Below are 20,756 nucleotides of genomic sequence, written 5' to 3'. Positions count from 1 at the left end.
ATCCAAATGTGCTTTTTTTGGATAACGGCACTTATTTTTATATTCATGAAGATTATAATCACAAGGGAATACATAATGAAAAGAAAAGTTCTGGCAATGCTGGTCCCGGCGTTATTAGTTGCTGGCGCAGCAAATGCGGCTGAAGTCTATAATAAAGATGGTAATAAACTGGATTTCTACGGAAAAGTAGCGGGTCTACACTATTTTTCTGACAACTCGGGCGCTGATGGCGACATGTCATATGCCCGTATCGGTTTCAAAGGCGAAACTCAGATCGCTGACCAGTTTACTGGTTACGGTCAGTGGGAATACAACCTGCAAGCAAATGGTACTGAAGGTGACGGTGATAACTCAGCAACCCGTCTGGCGTTCGCTGGTTTAGGTTTCGGTCAGAACGGTACTTTCGACTACGGTCGTAACTACGGTGTTGTGTATGATATCGAAGCGTGGACCGATATGCTGCCTGAATTTGGTGGCGATACTTATGCTGGCGCCGACAACTTCATGAACGGCCGTACCAATGGTGTAGCAACCTACCGTAACAATGGCTTCTTCGGTCAGGTTGATGGTCTGAACTTTGCTCTGCAATATCAGGGTAATAATGAAAGTGGTGGACCATTCGGTCAGGAAGGCTCCGGTAGTGGTGATGGACGTAGTCTTTCCAAAGAAAATGGTGATGGTTTCGGTATGTCTACTTCCTACGATTTCGACTTCGGTTTAAGTCTGGGGGCTGCATATTCAAACTCTGATCGTTCCGATCGTCAGGTTGGCGTTGGTTTAAATGATCGTAGCCGTAACAACAGAAATGCTGGTGGTGAAACCGCAGAAGCATGGACTGTTGGTGCAAAATATGATGCCAATAATGTGTATTTAGCAGCTATGTATGCGGAAACTCGCAATATGACCCCTTATGGTGGTGGCGAGTTTGATAATGGTGATTCAAGATCAGCAATCGCTAACAAAACACAGAACTTTGAAGTTGTAGCTCAGTATCAGTTCGACTTCGGTCTGCGTCCGTCCATCGCTTACCTGCAATCTAAAGGTAAGGATTTAGGCGGTTGGGCTCATGACGGCAACGGCGACCCGCGTTACACCAACAAAGATCTGGTTAAATACGTTGAAGTCGGTGCAACCTACTATTTCAACAAAAACATGTCCACCTATGTTGATTACAAAATCAACCTGCTGGACAACGATGATGACTTCTACAAAGCAAACGGCATCGCGACCGATGATATCGTTGCTGTAGGCTTAGTCTACCAGTTCTAATCAGCCAACGCGCCTCGGCGTGTTACTGTAAAAACCTAATACCCGCCTGAGTTCGTCCCTCATCGAACTCAGGCTTTTTTATCGTCATTAAATCAGCAACAGCGGCACGCTAAACTGCCGTAGCATATCGACAAAACCCAATTCCTGAGTAGCTCCCAGCACAATAACATCTTCCAGTTGCTGTTCAGCCAGTTCCTTCACCCCTTCCGGAAGAGTCCCAAGATAAACATAGGTATGGATAAACCCTTCAGGCAAAACCAACTGTTCTGCCAGTGTAGCTAAACGGCGCAAAGCCTGATCACGTAGCACATATTCCAAACGATGCATGTCAGAAACATATCCCCGCTCCAGTATCCTTACATACTCCGGTATAAAGCCAAGCAAATGAACATGCCCTGATGAAACGTTGGCGAAAAATTGCGCATGGCAAAACGCTTGCTCTCTATCATCCCGGGAAAAGACATTCACCGGAATAACAATATTTCGGTACATAGAAAATCCCTGAAAACATCTGAATATAAAAAGAATTTACGTTATAATTAATTTATCTGTTAAATTTTATACTTACGCCATAAATACAGCATCATTGGGCACATTAAATCAGCTGCGCCTTGGTCACTCCTGGCAGAGCAACTCCAGGCAGCTCCTGTAATTAGCACATCTGATGCCATGTAATTAATCATATCTGCCATCAGTTAAACCTTAATCTGGATCATCATTTTTTCGCGATTCACGGCCTTACAGGGCAGTTTAATCATTATTTTTTTGCTAAAAATCTCATTTACGAATTTTGCACTCCCCCTCTGTAACGAGGATATGCAATCTCATCTTTTCTGAAAAATGGACTACAATATATTGCTACGCTTTGAGTTTTTATTGCAAATAAGGTGGAATCAGTGAGATCACTATTCGATAATAGCTGTGTATTTACCCAACCATATTTAACATACTCTCCTACCGCTTTCGGTATATTGACTCATTTTACTCTCCTGGTTAAATATAGCACCCAGCTCAGTCGCGAATATAGTGACTAACCTACCTAAGTTACAATAAGGAATACACTATGACTGTTCAAACAAGTAAGAATCCGCAGATCGATATTGCTGAAGATAATGCGTTCTTCCCTTCAGAATTTTCGCTTAGTCAGTATACCAGCCCGGTATCTGATCTTGATGGAGTGGACTATCCAAAACCGTATAGCGGCAAGCACAAAATTCTGGTGATCGCCGCTGACGAACGTTATCTGCCGACCGATAACGGTAAACTGTTCTCAACGGGCAACCATCCGATTGAAACGTTGCTGCCGCTGTATCACCTGTATGCAGCAGGTTTCGAGTTCGAAGTTGCGACCATCTCCGGCCTGATGACGAAGTTTGAATACTGGGCTATGCCGCACAAAGATGAAAAAGTGATGCCATTCTTTGAGCAACACAAATCTTTGTTCCGCAATCCGAAAAAATTAGCGGATATTGTCGCCAACTTAAACGCAGACAGCGAGTACGCAGCAATTTTTGTTCCCGGCGGTCATGGCGCTCTCATTGGCTTACCGGAAAGCAAAGAAGTTGCAACCGCTCTACAATGGGCAGTTGAAAATGACCGTTTTGTTATCTCTCTCTGCCATGGTCCGGCTGCGTTTCTGGCACTTCGTCATGGTGATAACCCGCTGAACGGTTATTCCATTTGTGCGTTCCCTGACGCCGCAGACAAACAAACGCCAGATATTGGCTATATGCCTGGCCATCTGACCTGGTACTTTGGTGAAGAACTGAAGAAAATGGGAATGAATATCATCAATGATGATATTACCGGCCGGGTACATAAGGATCGTAAACTTCTCACCGGCGACAGTCCTTTTGCAGCGAATGCGCTGGGTAAACTCGCAGCACAGGAAATGCTGGCTGCATACCAGGGTTAATCGGACATCACTTACGGTATAATAAAAAAGTGGGGGTATTTCCCCCACTTAGATGATCACTCTGATTGCTGACGTTTTATCTCTTCTCTTACCTTCACTTTGCATCGACTTCAGATTGAAATGTACATTGAAGCTATGCAATACAAGTATTTTTGCGATACAAACATAATTTAATTGAATAATTAAAAATTAATAATAGAAATAAATTATGTATTATCTCGCTATTTAGCGATTTTAGAAAACGACTATCTCTGATAAACTCCATCACGTTTTAACCAGTAGGGAAGCGAGGTTGGAAATGTCGTTAGTGTCAATTTTTAGACGCATTGCATTCAGCTATTATGATTATTCATGTGAAGATATCAATATAACAAATACTGAATTTGTGGTCATTCACATCCCCGACCAAATTGGTGATGCAATGGCCATTTACCCCATAATTAGATCGCTGGAATCACATAAAATAAAACATTTATTAATTGTCGCATCCACAATTAATAAATCTGTTTTTGATTCGCTTTGTCTTAAAGAGACTAAATTAACATTAGTCAGTATGACAATGCAGGATCATGCCAGCTTTAGAGAAATAAAAAGTCTGGCGCAAAGTATAAGAGATCAATACGGTACACCGGATCTCTGCATTGAAGCTATGCGCAAGAAAAACCTGAAGACAATGCTGTTCATAAGTTATTTAAAAGCCAAAACCAATTTACAAGTGGTGGGTTTAACAATGAAATGTTATTCCTCCTTATGTAAATCGGCGTCGAAAATGGACCAGTCTCTTCGGGCGCCAGTACCAATGACATGGGCATTCATGATGCGAGAGGCTGGTTTCCCGCCTGTCCGCCCCTTATTTGAACTGCCGATCAACAAAGAGGTAATAAACGAGGTACGTTATGAACTTACCTCATTGGGCGCATATATTGCTCTTAATCTTGATGGTAGTGTTCAGGAGCGAACTTTTTCAGGCTCAATAGCTCAAAAACTAATAGCTATAATTAAAAATGAAATAAATATGCCAATTGTCATTGTTCATGGCCCGAATGGTACTGAAAAAGCAATAGAACTAACGCAGTGTTTTGACAATGTCTATCATTTATCATTGTCACCTTCAATACCACGTTCTGCCGCCGTCATAAAAGATGCTTTTCTCGCAATAACACCTGATACTTCTGTTTTACATATGACAAGTGCTTATAATGTTCCTGTCATCGCAGTATATGCCGATTATAAAACACGCTGGCCTGCTATGGCAGATATTTCAGAGACGATTGTGGTAGGGAAAAATATTGATCACATCAATCTGGATGAGTTCAGAAATACGATAAAAAGAATTATCGCAAAAATTCAGCCCTGATGTAGTTATCAGATTTAAGGGAGGTTAGATACGGGCCCGGTTATGGCTAACATCGAAAAGCAAAAAGCCTGCTCGAAAGCAGGCTTTTCAAAATTTGGCTCCTCTGACTGGACTCGAACCAGTGACATACGGATTAACAGTCCGCCGTTCTACCGACTGAACTACAGAGGAATCGTGAGAACGAGGCGAATATTACTGAGTGACACTGCGAGTGTCAACACTAAAATTCACACGTTACTTCAATCGGTTAATTAAGCAACAAATTTGATATTTAATGAACATCTGGTGCTGAATATGTGCCTCGTTCATTCGCATTTCGCAGTCTTTGCAGCGGTTCCTGCTGATAAAATTGGCAGAAACGTTGCCACAGAGAGGGGAAACGAGGAGCAAAAAGCTCCGGGGCACTAAAAAAGTATTCGGAAAGCACGGCAAAACATTCTGCAGGGTCACTGGCGGCATAAGCATCAATGCTGGAGGCATTTTCGCCCACTAATTCAATTTCGTCCTGAATGTTATTCATCGCCGCGTGAAGATCGTGTTCCCAGCCCGCGACTTCACGTAAAGGAATAAAGGGGACACCACTGGCGCGATCGCCGTTCCGGGTGTCCAGTTTATGTGCAACTTCGTGGATGATCAGATTAAACCCAGAGGCATCGAAGGAATCCTGTATATCGAGCCAATTCAGTACGATGGGGCCTTGCTGCCAGCTTTGACCTGACTGAACGATGCGTTGATTATGTACCAGTCCTATATCGTCTTCCCATTCATCGTCTACCACAAATGGTGCTGGATAAATTAACACTTCATGGAAACCATCCAGCCATTCCAGCCCCAGTTCCATAACAGGTAAACAAAACAGCAAGGCGATACGACCGCTTTTCAAAGCGTCAAGTTCAACCCCTTGTAAAGGAACCAACCGTTTTTGTTGCAAAAAACGTCCAGCAAGAGTGACTAATTTGTTTTGCTCCTGCTCAGTCAAACTTGTCAAAAGAGGTATCGACAGAGCTTCCTTCCACGGAATTGCATCATCATGAACGGTTTCTTGTACTTTCCAGGGCCACTTAATCATCGTTTTGCTCGCAAACTCGTCACTTGAACAAAATTGCACGGACAGGGACTGTTAAAATGCCAAATTTCCTGGCATCATTGCAACAATCTGAACGGAGAGATGCCGGAGCGGCTGAACGGACCGGTCTCGAAAACCGGAGTAGGGGCAACTCTACCGGGGGTTCAAATCCCCCTCTCTCCGCCAATCATTCAAGCAATTAGCCCACCCCGTGTCAGTGACACAAATCTCATTGAGAAAATTCGAAAAATTCATCTGCAAAAATAACGCCAGCAAGTAGCCAGTGCTACCTTAGCGATCACATTTCTCTGTCTTTTGATTTTCTAATACGCACCTGAATCCACAATTTTGTTCGTTTCCAGCACATTACAGTAGACCTTATCCGCCCTCCATGCTCATTTTCAGGTATAAAAATATTTGCAGATGCTCTCTGTCGCGGTAGTCTCATAAGGTTCGTTTATAGATTGACGGCAATGTGAGTGACCTTTTTCCATACTAATTATAAAAAGACAGTACAGACAGGAACACTATGGACTCCACGCTCATCTCCACGCGTCCCGATGAAGGAACGCTTTCGTTAAGTCGCGCCCGACGAGCTGCATTAGGCAGTTTTGCCGGTGCCGTCGTCGACTGGTACGATTTTTTACTCTATGGCATTACTGCAGCACTGGTATTTAATCGAGAGTTTTTCCCACAAGTGAGCCCGGCAATGGGAACTCTCGCAGCATTTGCCACTTTTGGCGTCGGATTCCTTTTCCGTCCACTTGGAGGTGTCATTTTCGGCCATTTTGGCGACCGCCTGGGGCGTAAGCGCATGTTGATGCTGACTGTCTGGATGATGGGGATCGCAACAGCATTGATTGGTATTCTTCCTTCATTCTCGACTATTGGCTGGTGGGCACCGATTTTACTGGTGACGCTGCGTGCTATTCAGGGATTTGCCGTCGGCGGAGAATGGGGAGGCGCAGCATTGCTGTCCGTTGAAAGCGCGCCGAAAAATAAAAAAGCCTTTTACAGTAGCGGTGTACAAGTTGGCTACGGTGTAGGGTTACTGCTTTCAACTGGACTGGTTTCTCTGATTAGTATGATGACGACAGACGAGCAGTTTTTGAGCTGGGGCTGGCGCATTCCTTTCCTGTTTAGCACCGTACTGGTGTTGGGGGCATTGTGGGTGCGTAATGGTATGGAGGAATCCGCTGAATTTGAGCAACAGCAACATAATCAAGCGGCAGTGAAAAAGCGAATCCCTGTTATCCAGGCACTGTTACTACATCCAGGGGCTTTTCTGAAGATTATTGCGCTGCGACTGTGCGAGTTGCTGACGATGTATATCGTTACCGCCTTTGCGCTTAACTACTCAACCCAGAATATGGGGCTGCCACGCGAATTATTCCTGAATATTGGTTTGCTGGTGGGAGGGTTAAGCTGCCTGACAATTCCCTGTTTTGCCTGGCTTGCCGATCGTTTTGGTCGCCGCAGGGTTTATATCACTGGCGCAGTTATCGGAACCTTAAGCGCGTTTCCTTTCTTCATGGCGCTCGAGGCTCAATCCATTTTCTGGATAGTCTTCTTCTCCATTATGCTGGCGAATATTGCGCATGACATGGTGGTTTGTGTGCAGCAACCGATGTTCACAGAGATGTTTGGTGCCAGTTATCGCTACAGCGGCGCTGGGGTCGGATATCAAGTTGCCAGTGTGGTAGGTGGAGGATTTACCCCTTTTATTGCCGCCGCTCTTATTACTTATTTTTCCGGGGACTGGCATAGCGTCGCCATTTATTTGCTGGCTGGATGCCTGATTTCCGCAATGACCGCTTTGTTGATGAAAGACAATCAACGCATCTGATGGTCTGGCGAAGATCATTCGATCTTCGCCTTACACTTTTGTTTCACATTCCTGTGACATACTATCGGATGTGCGGTAATTGTATGGAACAGGAGACACACATGAATAATAAGGGCTCCGGTCTGACCCCAGCTCAGGCACTGGATAAACTTGACGCGCTGTATGAGCAATCTGTAGTCGCTTTACGCAATGCCATTGGCAACTATATTAAAAGTGGCGAATTACCTGATGAAAACGCCCGCAAACAAGGTCTTTTTGTCTATCCATCATTGACCGTGACCTGGGATGGCTGCGCCACAAATCCTCCCAAAACACGCGCATTTGGACGTTTTACTCACGCTGGCAGCTATACCACCACTATTACCCGCCCTGCTCTCTTTCGTTCGTATCTCAATGAACAACTAACGTTACTGTATCAAGATTATGGTGCGCACATCTCCGTGCAACCCTCGCAGCATGAAATCCCCTATCCCTATGTCATCGATGGCTCTGAACTGACACTTGATCGTTCGATGAGCGCCGGGCTAACTCGTTACTTCCCGACAACAGAACTGGCGCAAATTGGCGATGAAACTGCAGACGGCATTTATCACCCAACGGAATTTTCTCCGCTATCGCATTTCGATGCGCGCCGGGTCGATTTTTCCCTCGCGCGGTTACGCCATTATACCGGCACGCCAGTCGAACATTTTCAGCCGTTCGTTTTGTTTACCAACTACACACGTTATGTGGATGAATTCGTTCGTTGGGGGTGCAGCCAGATCCTCGATCCTGATAGTCCCTACATTGCTCTTTCCTGTGCTGGAGGGATATGGATCACCGCCGAAACAGAAGCCCCTGAAGAAGCGATTTCTGATCTCGCATGGAAAAAACACCAGATGCCAGCATGGCATTTAATCACTGCCGATGGCCAGGGTATTACTCTGGTAAATATTGGTGTGGGGCCATCAAATGCTAAAACCATCTGCGATCATCTGGCGGTGCTACGCCCGGATGTCTGGCTGATGATTGGTCACTGCGGTGGATTACGTGAAAGCCAGTCCATTGGTGATTATGTACTTGCACATGCTTATTTACGCGATGACCACGTTCTTGATGCGGTTCTCCCCCCCGATATTCCTATTCCGAGCATTGCTGAAGTGCAACGCGCGCTTTATGACGCCACCAAACTCGTCAGCGGCAGGCCGGGTGAGGAAGTTAAACAGCGGCTACGTACTGGCACTGTGGTAACTACTGATGACAGGAACTGGGAATTGCGTTACTCGGCTTCTGCACTTCGTTTTAACTTAAGTCGGGCCGTAGCGATTGATATGGAAAGTGCAACCATTGCAGCACAAGGATACCGTTTCCGCGTGCCATACGGGACGCTACTGTGTGTTTCAGATAAGCCATTGCATGGTGAGATTAAACTTCCCGGCCAGGCTAACCGTTTTTATGAAGGTGCGATTTCCGAACACTTGCAGATTGGCATCCGGGCAATTGATTTACTGCGCGCGGAAGGCGATCGATTGCATTCCCGTAAACTGCGCACCTTTAATGAGCCGCCGTTCCGATAATGAGCGAAGATCCTTTGCATCAAGAAAAGATGTGAAGGATTTTATAAGTAAAAAGCCCGCTATAAAAGCGGGCTTTTCATAATTTGGCTCCTCTGACTGGACTCGAACTTCATCTGTATCTCCTGCTGTTAGTGGCTTTCAAAAAATGGCGTCTGTTTTTACCATCATATTTACCAGCTTTTTTAATGCTATATCACCATAAAGTCAATTACTATCAATTAGTTATGACAATGCGCTTCACTGGGCCTCACTGAACGATCTCCCTGTTCTGCTACAAATCTTCAATCACTGATTCAACAGATTACTGCTATTACCCGATATGTTTACCCCCGGAAAGATAACTAAAGACAGAAGAACACTCTATGACCAATGCTGAGAGCGCCAGCTATCATTATTCCCTTTCTCTATGCTGCCGGATGCGTTAACGTCAATGTAATGAACATCAACATTTTTAGGGAAAAGAATGACAAAAAGAATACCTGTCGCGGAGATAGTAGAAGCATTAAGCAAATGGTTTGATGTTAGCCGCTATGATGCGTTGAAAGACATGACTCTGGAACAAATTTATGCAGAGCTGGAAAGGCGCATGTTTGTCTATAAAGCCAGACAGCAATGGGAAACACTGGACGATAAGCATCGTAATGCCGTTATTCACCATGATGCGATGATCCACTCTGGTAGGGTCTTGCTGGAGGATAAATGGATCTCTGAAAGCCACATGCTGTCTCATAGCTATGCTGTCAGACCAATGACAAGGAATTCACTGTTTAACTATGGACGGGCAATGTATCGGCTGGAGAATACGCCTCAAGAAGAAAATGTTTCAGTGAGTTCGGATTACATATCTGAATACCTGAAACAGCGAGGGCTGAATCCTGCGAACAAGATGCTGATTGAAATTGACTTGGAAGAAGCCAGCAGTGACGATCTGGCTGAACACCTGAAAGTGCTTATCAGTCAGTGGCAAAAGCACCTGAAAGTGCCTAAACCACCGGAAAAAGATTTCCGGTTTGGTCATAAAACATTCCAGAAGATACTCGATTACAAGATTATCCCTCTGATGGACCTCATCGCTTGGGAACAGCTCAACAACCAGAAAATCAAATACCCTGTATTGGCTGGTATCCTACACCCCGATATGCGTTATGCCAGAGGTAGCGAGCAAATCAAAGACACTGATTATCCGCTTGCTCACGGTTTTTTAAGCAATGACAATTATTTCAAGTCACTGAATGATTTTTTCATAAAAAACAATCTGGTGAAAAACTCGCCTATTCTTGATGTCATTGCAATGAATGACAAACCAGAAACAAAAAAGAAAACAAGGGACATCCACTAATCCTGAACTTCCCCTGTATTCATATCTTATAAACATCCCCTGAATTCACTGGTCCTGAACATCCCTCTGGTTCAGGGCTGGTGAACCAACCTAGTTTTTCACAAGCGATCTCCCTACAATTATCTCCAACGAATAACACAGGAGATAAATATGGTTAAAAGAGAAATAAAAGCAAAAACAACGTTTATCCGTTTGCCAGAAGTAATAAAACGCACCGGATTTGGTAAAACGTGGATTTACGAACTGATTAAGGCCGGACGGTTTCCATCGCAGGTGAAAACAGGGATAAGAGCGGTGGCATTCATTGAAAGTGAGATTGATGAATGGATCGACGCGACTATTCGAAACTCACGCCAGAACGCTGCATAAAAACAGAAACAAGATCTCATGTCGAATAGATAACTATTCGCACAGGGCATCTTATTACCCTAAACAATAATGGAGAAGAGTATGAAGATAGAACTTATTACGACAAAACAGTTTATTGAACAAGCCGAATGTTATTTCAGAAACTATATGGACGGATTGCGGAGGAATGCACCAGATGATTTTTATTATTTTTTCAACAATAAATACAATATGAATGACATTATGAAAAGTATCATTAAAAAAACGAGATATCGTTTTTATGATGACACCGAAGAAGGAAAAAGGAATCGGATTTATGGAGAAGTAAGCCACAGTAAGGTAAAACAACACCTTCGTCGGCTTTGGATTGTCTATAAGTGTGTATACCGCTAATACTGCAGCATTTCATTTTTAATATTAACCAAAAGGAAAAGCCAATGAATACATTTAGAAATAAAAATACTGAAATCTTTTATGTTGTGTCCTTGCATATCTACGCGGAGCTTTTTAACTCAAAGGATAAAACGACCAGCAATATGATTATAACGCATGTAATGGATCATGAGTTTGTCTGTAGGCTAATCGATCTGGCGATGAGAAATGCTGAGAAACATCTTCTGAAAAAAGCATGGAAAAAGAACGCTGCTGAAAAACTGTCTGAGGTGGATTTTAAAGGGGTTAAGCAGGCATTAGCCAAAATGCATTACACTGTTCTGGCGGAATCAATATGTTGATATGTTCTGACGTATATCGGCCCCTTCATGGGGCTGATAACAAATCTTATTTGTCTATCCAAGGAGCAAAAAATGATTGATGAATTTCATGTGATGTATATGTATAAAAAAATCCAAGCGGAAGCCGCAACCACTGACATCAAAACACTTGAACAGCTTTTGAAAAAGTTCAGGAGCGTGGTTAACGAACGTCGTGAAGAATACTATCAGGAGATTGGTGAGAAAAAAGCGCATAAGTTGAAAATGAAAAGATTACAAAGAATGCTTGAGAAAATGGCATGTGACCGGGTTTCGCCAGAAGATCTAAAGAAATGACTATTTGAGTTATTTTTGACTTACATGCATGGAATTGATAATCATTAGTGTCTATTGTGGCTTTTTATCAATAGATAGATGAGTAAAGGTGGATCTGGAGGGAACTGTATGGGCTTTGAAGCTAAAAAGAAACACGCTATTGCCATCATGGAAAGCAAGAAGATGTGGCGAAGTAATTATGCCCCTCCTATGCTACACCTCGCATGGAGAGCAGGACTCAAGATACCACCACTACCTTTTGCCTCTTTCTGGCAAATCACTTTGTTGATGGGCGGATGGTTTGGTCCGGCATGGGGGATCTGTATGTGGTTTTTTACTTGGAAGGATACAGGGATGCAACCGGGCACTGCATTTGTCTCAAGCGTAGTAGCAGGTATTTGTTTTGGTGTTCTTATGGCTGCGTATCATTGGTGGCGAAAGGTCATTAACAACCTGCCAGACTGGGATAGTCTTGGATGAATAACCGAATATTTTCCGGGCCTGTTACCTTGAGACCAAGTGAAGCCCGGATATGCTGTAGTGATTAGATCGCGAAGTCTTCCAGCGTTTTACCAGCTTCGATAGCAGCGGCGATTGCTTTAGGAGTACGGCCCTGACCCGTCCAAGTCTGCTCATTACCGTTTTCATCTGTATATTTGTATTTAGCTGGACGAGGAGCACGAGTTGATTTGGTTTTAGGCTGGGATGAACCAACTGAAGCGAGTAGTTCTGTAGGATCGATACCGTCTTCTAACAATTTCTGGCGGAAGGCTTCAAGTTTAGCCTGACGTTCTTCTTGTTCTTTACGGGCTGAATTTTCTTCCTCACGGCGATCTTCAACAACAGCAGAGAGTTTTTCCAGCATCTCTTCCAGAGTTGCCAGATCTGTTTCACGAGCCTGTGCGCGAAGTGTACGAATATTGTTCAGTGCCTTAATAGCTTCACTCATAGTATGTCATCCGGTGTTTTTAAATGGGCGATTAATAAAAATAATGCTTACGGTGCTGTTGGAAAAAATCAAAAAAAACAGTCAGTAAATAATATAGTAAACATTATCGTTTAAGCAATCTAATACATCTCATTTCACACGAATAGCATAGGGTCGTTTTACAGAGACATTTTCCTGCGCTTTTGGCTTGATGGTTCGAACTCTGACGAGATACGAGATAGTTGCTCAAGACTCTGTTCAATTGAACACTGGAATTCCATAGCGGCTTCTGTGCGTTGTTTTATGACCAAGGCAACTATTTCTTCATCACTTTTTTCTGAAATGGCCTTACGGTATAACACGCGTTCGTTAAATAAATCGAGATTACCAGTTGATCTCGCTGATGTGTTAGCTTTTGAACTGCTGATGGGATTTAACTCATCAATAAAGTATTCAATAAGAGATTCTCTCTTTTTTTCAGGTCTGCGAAGTTCGGTATGTGCAGACTTAAATTTTTGAGCCTTAACCAATGGAATGTCATCGGAACGCAGTTTGCGATATTCATTTCTGTATTCTTCTATAGAAATATGATTTTTTAGTTCTTTGACTGTATTTACGTATTCGATTAAATCACTGTTGTCTGTTTTTACTTTTCTCATAAGAAATACCTCGTAGATAAAATAGTGGATATATTTATATTACGAGATATGGTGTAAGTGTCAAATTAACCGTTTGCAGCAATGTTTATTTCTATTGATTCATCTCGTCAATGTTTTTTGGTTGTTTATTATGGTCATGCTTAATACATTAATAATGTTGTAAGAGACAAATGACATGGTGTATCATCAGGCTCGGGACTATGAAATAAAACTGAAGGTAGGAAAGATGGATTCTATAGATAAAAGGTTTCTTGATTTTATTCGATCTAAGAAAAATAATATAGTATTGGACGATATGAAGGATGATTTCAAAAAAGACGATGGCTCTAGTTCGAAAATGGCAGATTATTTGTTATTTAATAACGATGTTATTTTAGAGCAAAAATTACTTACAAATGACAGAACTGATTTAATAAATGAAAAAATTAATGAGCTAGCTAAGACTGATGAATGGCTTAAAAGAAGTTGGTTCGGTAGGGTTCATATTGAGGAATTGATTCAAAAACACCCCGACTCAGATGCTTTCAGAAAAAAGATAATGGATTATGCTTATAGAAATATAAAAGATCTTGTAGCAACCTCCAATAGACAGATTAGAGCAACAAAGGAATCTTTAAATATTCCTAGAGCAGTCGGTGGACTTGTTATTCTTAATGAATCGATAATGCCTTATGAATCTGAAAATGTAATGAAAGAACTTAATTTTCTTGTTGAAAATCCACATTATGAACATGTTGATTTTGTTCTCTATATATCAGAACTACGTAGATCAACACATAATATGATTGATATGTCAGCAATTATAAAAAGCAGCTCTCCAAGATATGAGTTTGTAAACTGGTATATAAAAAACGTTTTCTCATTCGATTTCGCTTCATTTTTTAATCACCCTATACAATTTTTATAGTAGGGTGGGAGTTTGTTAAAATGCATTGGCTTTATGGAGTTATCATTCAGATAGGAGTTGCTTGAGAAAATCTCTTTCTTGAAACTACTGCGTTTTGCCTTGGCAATTAATTTTGTTCTCTTTAGTTTTAGCTTTTTTGTCCTTCAAGTAATAAGTTTTCATGAAGGTTAAGCGATCACCATTAAACATATAGTCTGGATTAATAAAATAATAGTTCTGTATCATGGTCTCAGCAATAAATTTCTTGTCAGCAAGTTCTTTCATCCCTTTGAAATATGTCGTTCTTGATATTTTTACAATCTCTTGATCAACAATATCGAATGACATTAATATCGTATCTGTATCTTTATTGTCTCTAATAGCAAGATACAGTATCTTAAATACTTTCTTACCTGATGAGGATAAACCCTCAATAGCTGATACGCCATCCACATAAAGCTTCACGAACTGTGTCTTGTCTACTTCCATTGACTGAAAGAAACCACCATGCCCAACCTGTTCTCCTGTATTTTCATTTACTACGGCTAAGCGGTCTTTTCCTGTTGTGATACGTCTGATACCTGTTTTTGTATGTATATTTGTATCATTAAGGAATGGGTTTTTTACATGGCGAGGTAGACCTCTTCTTGATTTCTTTACTTCCGTTTGTATCTTATTTTCTATCATGGTATTTACTCCTTTATTTTTTTAGTTATACATTTAAGTAAATACTATATTTTGCGTGCAAGTCAATACTTAAAGTTTATATTTATTAAAATAACTAACACTTGATGTTTTTACGTATAAAACTTGTAGTGCTACAGAATATATACAAATAACACTTTATTATTTTTATTTGAGAATAGTTATCAACTTAAGTACCGGGATTCGGGACTTTAACTCCCGAGAGTGCGTACTTTGTTTTAAGCTATAGCTGGCTTGAGAGCAGTTTTCTTCTTCATTATTCAAATAGCGAAGCTTTGGATGACATTTTAAAGAATATAATATTGGAAATAGTTCTTCTTTTTAGTTGATTGGTGCCTTATCAAAATGGCACCAGCGGTGTTATCTGTGTTATTTTTCCTACTATGTTATTACAGCGAAGTGATTGTTGTATACAATCACGAACCGCTGCTACTATCGGGACTGCTTGATTAATTTTACTTTAACTTTATATGCGTCTACGACGCGATCTTTTTTGGATAAATCCAATATTAACAGGGGCAAGCCCTGTTCAGCAGAGTGATTGTTCGCAACAATCACGAAGTGCTGCTATCAAGGATATAGTTTTCCTATACGTTTAAGAGCAAATGCTATATGTCTAAAGGGAAAAACTATGTTTAAACATAGGATCTAAATTCAGCATCATGAGGAAAAGAGATCAAACAATGATCGAGTACTTTTCTTTTTATTTAAAAGACAGGAGATGAATAAAATAAAAATATCAGCTTCAGGGCGTAGCCGTGCGTCAGCACAGAGATAAAGATTTTTTCAAAAAAGAGTTTAAAAATAATAAGTAAAAGCATGAAGAAAACACAGATATATTTGATTTTTACGCTTACGATAGAGTATTAAGCAGTAATAAAATAATAAAAGGAAAATACAATGAACAATATCAAAATGATCACGCTCTTCCATCCCCATGAAAAAACACCATTTATGATCTGTATTATAAACAAAGTAGAAGATACAGAACTTGGATTGAAATTAACTCTTGAAAACGGAAACAACATTTGTGTCAATAACTATAGTCATTATCTGTTATCAGAATCTGTAAGTCGTTGCGATAAAGACAGGTTAAAGAATATTTATAGTCGCTTGGTTTCAGAACTCACGCAGATGAGTGAAGAAACTATAAAATCGCAAATGTTATAAAACTTTTATCAAAATACCATAAATATTTTTGATATCATGATTAGTTGCATGGTATTAAATAAAAACAATAACAGGAAAAGATTATGAGAAAAATAAAAACAAAAATCTACTTGCCTACAGCTTCAACAGGAAACATGGATAAACACTATATCCCTGTTTTAGAGGATTTAAGAAAAGCGATATATAGCGACAGAATGTTATCAAGGTTTGCAGATAGCGGAAATATTCTTATCCATAGTTCACTTGGATATCCGGTTGCTAAATATAAAAACACGGGAATTAGAATAGGTATAGAACCATTAAATCCGATGATAAGACAAGATCTGACTCTTGGATATATCGTGGTAGTCAGAAACGGAAAAACACCACTGGAAATTAATGGTTTACTTAACAGGTCATTGCCAAAAGCAATAAGCACTATTAAGGACCATATTAATGAATATGAAGTGGCAAAAAGTAAAATGCGATCACAATCTATGATCTGGTAAAATGTTTTTTCTGATAACTACAGGAGGAGGATGAGCGATGGAAGGTAAGTTAATTTTTTGTTCTGATGCAATACTACGGTTTCAGTCCGATTACGATGAAACCGCTGCCGTTCCATTGCTATTCATCCAGAACGTCATAGCCAATACCGATCCGTTCTTTCTTCTCCGTTTCTTCCACCATACCGTCCTGATTGAAGAGGGAACAACGCTGGCAAGTATCTTCTTGGCATAGAGCCTTGGAAGGCACTGTTAGCTGGTTATCTGGATAGATTAATAAAATGTTTTATACGACGCATTAGGGAAATATCAAGGTTAAACACAAAAAATTTTGAATAACTTGAGCATATGTATTTATTCTTATATTAGATCAAAGCTAGAAGGTTTTAAATGAATCTGGTTATATACCTAAGCTTTCAATTAACAATTAATATGATTTTACAGTCTTTAATTGATATTGTAATAGCAAGCGCATAGGGCTGGTGTTATAATAAATATTCGTACTTCGATAAATAACATTGTTGAAACAAAAAAATCTCTTTTGCGTTACTTGAATATAATTTATGGTTGATTAAAATGACTAATGAAAATCTGCGTAGATATACAAATCTCCCATCTTTACTTTACATGTTGACAATGAAAAAAATAACGCTACTAGATCCTAAGTCATGGGATGACAAAAACGATTCATTGTTTTTAGATAATTATACAAAACATAAGAATTTAAAAAAGACGTTAGCTCTTTGTATGACACGTAAAAGCGAAACTTATCACCACTGGAGTGTTTTTACTGCAAGGGAGAATGGTGTTTGTATAGTATTCGATTATGAAAAACTGATTGCTCATCTTAATAGCTTAAAAGATATAATCCATGGTGATGTAAAATATATGACTTTGAAAAATTTTAAAAACAATCAAATTGGAGTAGATGAGTTGCCTTTTTTGAAAAGATACGCGTTCACTGATGAAAATGAGTATCGCATAATTTTTCCTTCAAAACACAACGTTGATATTAAAGATATACCGTTACCTGTTGAAGCTATCAAGAAAATTTCCATTAATCCGTGGGCACCGAAGAATATATTTGAAGCAATTAAGGAAATAATCAATAAAATAGATGGCTGTAAAAATATAAGAGTAAGTCATTCTTCGCTTGTTAATAATAAGAAATGGTGCAAAATTGGTAGTGCCATTAATCCTATAAAGGGGGAATAATACTCATAATACAAAATGGAAGGCATCTATTGATATTATAAAGGAGTTAACTAAGTCAACTCCTTTATAGCCAATCTCTTTAAAATTTTCAATCCATCAAACCACGTGAGGTCTTACTTGAAGTCTGACGAAAATCATAACGTTCCACAACATCACCTTTAAACCAGATATCCAGTGATTTAATGTGCGCCGTGCTGCTATTGGTCAACAGAGCAAGGCCCGGTATGTAGTTAGATAGTTGGTTTTCTCCCGTCATACTTGAGTAGTTCCACATCTCCTGTCCATCATTCGTAGCGCGTGTCTGAGGCTCTCCAAAGGCAGAAAGAATTTCTCGTTGGGTAGTTTTACCCTTGACGATTTTTAATTTAACCGTCTGATGATTTTCATCAGTTAGGGATTTATTACCATGAACGGTACAGCCACCAAGCGGAAGTATGATAAAAATAGCAAATAATAATTTTTTCATTTTTGTTCCATAAATAGATGAAAGGTGAGACTCAGAAAACATACTTTTTAAATACCAGTATCCATCGCTCGCAAAGTTCGTGATTTGAGGTGCTTTTATTTTTCAGGGGAACATTAACTTTCCACATGGGATTTTTAATATCATCGGTTAAAATATTTAGACCAGACCGTTTGTTTGCTGAAAGTTGTTCTCTCCAGTTAGCAATAGCCGCATTATTCATACCTCGTAATGTTCCATTGCCGTAAAACTTACCACCCTCTGAAAGCGTGTAATTTATTTCCCGGATTTCATCAAAAGTATATGTGCTGTCTTTATCTTTATTGAAAATACGGACAGTATTTTTTTGAGTATCAATTACAATACCTGTCTGCTGGCATTCATACGAAAGAATGTCGCCGTCCAGAACTTCCGTGAAGCTGTTGTAGTGCTTTTTCTTTTGTATATCTACTACTGTCATGATGATGACGAAGAGCACAACTAAAAACACGATACCTGTTGCTTCCACTCTTACTTCCTCCATGTAAATGAGTTAAAGAGACTGAACCCGCTCACAGAGCTTTGCTTCGTTTTATACGTTCTACGACACCAAACTCATGGCATCGGTCTCGGCGTTGCAAGGCTATCAGAACTTGAAATTATGATCGATATAAAAGATCGATAATGAGATATTGATAGATTATAACGATTGAATGCGCGATATCGATCGGTGATTAATTGTTATTACCGATCAAATATCTACTTATGATAGTTATAAACTATCATGTGGTCGTTTTTGATCGTTTTAAACGATATGACGAGACGCTAAAAGAATTGAATCCTATCAATTGGTTAAGCGGTGATTTTGCCATGTGATATCAGCCGGATCCCGCAACAACTCTAGCCCTGACCGGATTAGGTCAAAAAATATACGCAATTTTGATTATCAGGATGGATAAGCAGATGAAGAAGATTTTACTCGTTGCTGGCGCAGCTCTGGCACTGGCGGGATGTGGTGAGAAAGGTGATTTTGAGAAAGCGATTAATGCCAAGATTGGGCAGGACAAATACTGCTTCTCGCTGGATAACAATAACACCAGCTTCCCCATCCGTCTTGCCAAGCCACTACTTGATTCGACTGGCACAGGGACGAATTCAGTGATCCTCGATGGCTTTGTTGAGCAGGGCCTGATGGTTTTTGAACAGGGCTATGACTCGAATGTATTAGGGATAACAGAGGAAGGCAAAAAAGCCAAAGTCTGGAGCACAACAGACGGTGCCTGTGTCGGTCGTCGTGCTGTTGACGAGATTAAGGAATGGACTGAGCCGGGAAATGGTAATCAGAAAGTAGTTCGCGTGTCTTATACGTGGAAGCTGATTGACGTTCCGGGCTGGATTGACAAAAAAGCCTTCGCCAGCGTTAAAGGAATGAATGAACCTGCTGATAGTGCCATGAATCTTGTTAAAACCAGTAATGGTTGGAAAGCCAATTAAGGACGCCATCATGGAAAACAATACCATCAAATGCCCGTTTTGCTTCAAAGAGAGTCAGCGTGGGGTTCACGTCTGTACAGGCTGTTTAGCGACGGTGTTATATGGCACTTATCCCGGCTGGTATGCTTTCGTGATCATCCTGTTGTCTTTTGGCATGTCTTTTCTCATTGGTATCTCTACAGGTATGGCTGGAGCTACTATCAGTTTGCCAGTAATCGCTGCTGTTGGGTTTGTCGCTGGTAAGGCAATTTACTCAGATAATGTTGTGTTTAGGCGAAGGATGTAGCGGCATTAGGCGCAGATATTTAGCAGCTATAAATAATAAACCACATTTAGCCTATTAATGTGGTTTATATTTTCTAATTTCATCCAATAATAATTTTCACAACTATGCCTTTTATAAGGTATAACCGCATGGAGTTAGAGGGGATGTTACTTTAAAAATAATTGATCTAACTGAATGGTTTACTGTAGTATAAATCACTACAGAAACAATAATGCATGTAAAGATAATGAACATAATAGATATTGTAAAGGATTCATGGCTATTTGATGAGCATTTCAAGGGAATCACTGGACCTCTAATTGTAGCAGTTTCTTTCTGGTCTGTAAGATCTATAAGACGACTATTTTTTCCATTCTTCTGGATCTTCAAAAATAATCTTTCGTCTGGTTTTCTGAAACTTTCAGTAGATGATAAAATTAATGCGCTTAAATTAATAAGTGAATATAAAGAAACTGATGAAGAATATAATGTTTTAATGAAAGAGTTAAAGCTAAAAGAATATGGATTATTTTACCCTCTACCAATACTACAAACTTTATTCAGTTATATTCATGATGAAAACATTCGTATGAATAGCACTGGATTTTTGTCATTTTTAGATTGTAATCAGATTTTTGATTATGATAGACATACAATGCCAACATATTCAGCAAGAAAAATAACTCTTCATTTAATTGCTTATTCTGTATTTGTGACTTTTTTGATCTACTATGCTTTTGACGTATTTAAGTTAGTTGGTTCATTGTATCACGCACCTGTAAA

25 protein-coding genes, 2 tRNA genes and 1 pseudogene are annotated in these 20,756 nt (G+C 40.2%); 20 read left to right on the top strand and 8 right to left on the bottom strand.

Features of this window, described 5'->3' with window-relative positions:
• The first annotated feature begins 75 nt into the window (after window positions 1–75).
• Window positions 76–1,269 carry a porin OmpC gene (gene ompC / locus A7Z29_RS22250; protein ID WP_105290846.1) on the top strand — a complete coding sequence of 398 codons (1,194 nt, stop codon included), beginning with the start codon at window positions 76–78 and terminating at the stop codon, window positions 1,267–1,269.
• Window positions 1,270–1,356: 87 nt separating this feature from the next.
• Here ompC and A7Z29_RS22245 read toward each other — a convergent pair whose 3' ends face one another.
• The gene (locus A7Z29_RS22245; protein ID WP_024212477.1) at window positions 1,357–1,761 is read right to left on the bottom strand and encodes a universal stress protein; all 405 of its coding nucleotides are present in this window, start codon (window positions 1,759–1,761) and stop codon (window positions 1,357–1,359) included.
• A gap of 571 nt (window positions 1,762–2,332) precedes the next feature.
• Here A7Z29_RS22245 and hchA point away from each other — a divergent pair.
• Both hchA and A7Z29_RS22235 read left to right on the top strand, forming a co-directional pair.
• Window positions 2,333–3,184 carry a glyoxalase III HchA gene (gene hchA, locus A7Z29_RS22240; protein ID WP_000218185.1) on the top strand — a complete coding sequence of 284 codons (852 nt, stop codon included), beginning with the start codon at window positions 2,333–2,335 and terminating at the stop codon, window positions 3,182–3,184.
• Between the two features lie 298 nt (window positions 3,185–3,482).
• Window positions 3,483–4,541: a glycosyltransferase family 9 protein gene (locus A7Z29_RS22235; protein ID WP_105290845.1), complete on the top strand. Its 1,059-nt coding sequence runs from the start codon at window positions 3,483–3,485 to the stop codon at window positions 4,539–4,541.
• 95 nt (window positions 4,542–4,636) lie between these two features.
• Here A7Z29_RS22235 and A7Z29_RS22230 read toward each other — a convergent pair.
• A tRNA-Asn gene (locus A7Z29_RS22230) sits at window positions 4,637–4,712 on the bottom strand.
• A 100-nt stretch (window positions 4,713–4,812) separates the two neighbouring features.
• A complete protein-coding gene (mtfA, locus tag A7Z29_RS22225) occupies window positions 4,813–5,610 on the bottom strand; it encodes a DgsA anti-repressor MtfA (RefSeq protein WP_024165184.1) in 798 nt (265 codons plus the stop codon).
• Window positions 5,611–5,703: 93 nt separating this feature from the next.
• Here mtfA and A7Z29_RS22220 point away from each other — a divergent pair.
• From A7Z29_RS22220 to A7Z29_RS22180, 9 genes are all read left to right on the top strand, one after another.
• Window positions 5,704–5,793: transfer RNA gene (locus A7Z29_RS22220), tRNA-Ser, on the top strand.
• A 343-nt stretch (window positions 5,794–6,136) separates the two neighbouring features.
• The gene (gene shiA / locus A7Z29_RS22215; RefSeq protein ID WP_021550951.1) at window positions 6,137–7,453 is read left to right on the top strand and encodes a shikimate transporter; all 1,317 of its coding nucleotides are present in this window, start codon (window positions 6,137–6,139) and stop codon (window positions 7,451–7,453) included.
• 101 nt (window positions 7,454–7,554) lie between these two features.
• Complete coding sequence (gene amn / locus A7Z29_RS22210) at window positions 7,555–9,009, top strand: AMP nucleosidase (protein WP_001060235.1); 1,455 nt, start codon at window positions 7,555–7,557, stop codon at window positions 9,007–9,009.
• Window positions 9,010–9,472: 463 nt separating this feature from the next.
• Window positions 9,473–10,348 (top strand): DUF6387 family protein, encoded by an 876-nt coding sequence (locus tag A7Z29_RS22205; protein WP_105290844.1) that lies wholly within the window; start codon window positions 9,473–9,475, stop codon window positions 10,346–10,348.
• Window positions 10,349–10,498: 150 nt separating this feature from the next.
• Window positions 10,499–10,717, top strand: a complete 219-nt coding sequence (locus A7Z29_RS22200) for a helix-turn-helix transcriptional regulator (RefSeq protein ID WP_023155944.1) — start codon at window positions 10,499–10,501, stop codon at window positions 10,715–10,717.
• An 81-nt stretch (window positions 10,718–10,798) separates the two neighbouring features.
• A complete protein-coding gene (locus A7Z29_RS22195; RefSeq protein WP_105290843.1) occupies window positions 10,799–11,089 on the top strand; it encodes a hypothetical protein in 291 nt (96 codons plus the stop codon).
• Between the two features lie 44 nt (window positions 11,090–11,133).
• The gene (locus A7Z29_RS22190) at window positions 11,134–11,430 is read left to right on the top strand and encodes a hypothetical protein (RefSeq protein WP_105290842.1); all 297 of its coding nucleotides are present in this window, start codon (window positions 11,134–11,136) and stop codon (window positions 11,428–11,430) included.
• A 72-nt stretch (window positions 11,431–11,502) separates the two neighbouring features.
• The gene (locus tag A7Z29_RS22185; RefSeq protein ID WP_105290841.1) at window positions 11,503–11,745 is read left to right on the top strand and encodes an H-NS family histone-like protein; all 243 of its coding nucleotides are present in this window, start codon (window positions 11,503–11,505) and stop codon (window positions 11,743–11,745) included.
• A gap of 108 nt (window positions 11,746–11,853) precedes the next feature.
• Window positions 11,854–12,204: a DUF6404 family protein gene (locus A7Z29_RS22180; protein ID WP_105224917.1), complete on the top strand. Its 351-nt coding sequence runs from the start codon at window positions 11,854–11,856 to the stop codon at window positions 12,202–12,204.
• Between the two features lie 64 nt (window positions 12,205–12,268).
• On the opposite strand, the gene A7Z29_RS22175 is transcribed toward A7Z29_RS22180, so the two are convergent.
• Together A7Z29_RS22175 and A7Z29_RS22170 are read right to left on the bottom strand one after the other, a co-directional pair.
• A complete protein-coding gene (locus tag A7Z29_RS22175) occupies window positions 12,269–12,673 on the bottom strand; it encodes an H-NS family histone-like protein (protein ID WP_105290840.1) in 405 nt (134 codons plus the stop codon).
• Between the two features lie 158 nt (window positions 12,674–12,831).
• Window positions 12,832–13,311, bottom strand: coding sequence for a DUF4756 family protein (locus A7Z29_RS22170; protein ID WP_105290839.1), 480 nt, complete (start codon window positions 13,309–13,311; stop codon window positions 12,832–12,834).
• Between the two features lie 226 nt (window positions 13,312–13,537).
• Here A7Z29_RS22170 and A7Z29_RS22165 point away from each other — a divergent pair, with 226 nt between their 5' ends.
• On the top strand, window positions 13,538–14,218 hold the full coding sequence (locus A7Z29_RS22165; RefSeq protein WP_250911101.1) for a hypothetical protein: 681 nt from the start codon (window positions 13,538–13,540) through the stop codon (window positions 14,216–14,218).
• An 84-nt stretch (window positions 14,219–14,302) separates the two neighbouring features.
• Here the strand turns inward: A7Z29_RS22165 and A7Z29_RS22160 are convergent, their stop codons facing one another.
• Window positions 14,303–14,884, bottom strand: coding sequence for a replication/maintenance protein RepL (locus A7Z29_RS22160; protein WP_000572034.1), 582 nt, complete (start codon window positions 14,882–14,884; stop codon window positions 14,303–14,305).
• A 918-nt stretch (window positions 14,885–15,802) separates the two neighbouring features.
• On the opposite strand from A7Z29_RS22160, the gene A7Z29_RS22155 reads away from it, so the two are divergent.
• From A7Z29_RS22155 to A7Z29_RS22140, 4 genes and pseudogenes are all read left to right on the top strand, one after another.
• Window positions 15,803–16,072 (top strand): hypothetical protein, encoded by a 270-nt coding sequence (locus A7Z29_RS22155; RefSeq protein ID WP_105290837.1) that lies wholly within the window; start codon window positions 15,803–15,805, stop codon window positions 16,070–16,072.
• 83 nt (window positions 16,073–16,155) lie between these two features.
• Window positions 16,156–16,560, top strand: coding sequence for a hypothetical protein (locus tag A7Z29_RS22150; protein WP_105290836.1), 405 nt, complete (start codon window positions 16,156–16,158; stop codon window positions 16,558–16,560).
• A gap of 37 nt (window positions 16,561–16,597) precedes the next feature.
• A pseudogene (locus A7Z29_RS22145) lies at window positions 16,598–16,893 on the top strand (hypothetical protein); the annotation flags it as partial.
• Window positions 16,894–17,133: 240 nt separating this feature from the next.
• Window positions 17,134–17,772, top strand: coding sequence for a DUF2971 domain-containing protein (locus tag A7Z29_RS22140; protein ID WP_105290835.1), 639 nt, complete (start codon window positions 17,134–17,136; stop codon window positions 17,770–17,772).
• 88 nt (window positions 17,773–17,860) lie between these two features.
• Here A7Z29_RS22140 and A7Z29_RS22135 read toward each other — a convergent pair whose 3' ends face one another.
• Together A7Z29_RS22135 and A7Z29_RS22130 are read right to left on the bottom strand one after the other, a co-directional pair.
• On the bottom strand, window positions 17,861–18,238 hold the full coding sequence (locus tag A7Z29_RS22135) for a hypothetical protein (RefSeq protein ID WP_105290834.1): 378 nt from the start codon (window positions 18,236–18,238) through the stop codon (window positions 17,861–17,863).
• A 31-nt stretch (window positions 18,239–18,269) separates the two neighbouring features.
• Window positions 18,270–18,743: a DUF4755 domain-containing protein gene (locus A7Z29_RS22130; protein WP_105290833.1), complete on the bottom strand. Its 474-nt coding sequence runs from the start codon at window positions 18,741–18,743 to the stop codon at window positions 18,270–18,272.
• Between the two features lie 434 nt (window positions 18,744–19,177).
• Here A7Z29_RS22130 and A7Z29_RS22125 point away from each other — a divergent pair, with 434 nt between their 5' ends.
• The 3 genes from A7Z29_RS22125 to A7Z29_RS22115 form a co-directional block, all read left to right on the top strand.
• Window positions 19,178–19,708 (top strand): lipoprotein, encoded by a 531-nt coding sequence (locus A7Z29_RS22125; protein WP_105290832.1) that lies wholly within the window; start codon window positions 19,178–19,180, stop codon window positions 19,706–19,708.
• Window positions 19,709–19,718: 10 nt separating this feature from the next.
• Entirely contained in the window at window positions 19,719–19,994 is a 276-nt protein-coding gene (locus A7Z29_RS22120; protein ID WP_105290831.1) for a hypothetical protein, read from the top strand.
• Window positions 19,995–20,220: 226 nt separating this feature from the next.
• Window positions 20,221–20,756 (top strand): hypothetical protein (locus A7Z29_RS22115; RefSeq protein ID WP_157944811.1); only part of this gene is annotated, 536 nt, incomplete at its 3' end.

The sequence above is a fragment of the Escherichia sp. MOD1-EC6842 genome (genome assembly GCF_002965705.1).
GTDB lineage: Bacteria > Pseudomonadota > Gammaproteobacteria > Enterobacterales > Enterobacteriaceae > Escherichia > Escherichia ruysiae.
The sequence above is the reverse complement of the archived record's forward strand: the minus strand, read 5'-3'. Positions and strand labels throughout refer to the sequence as shown.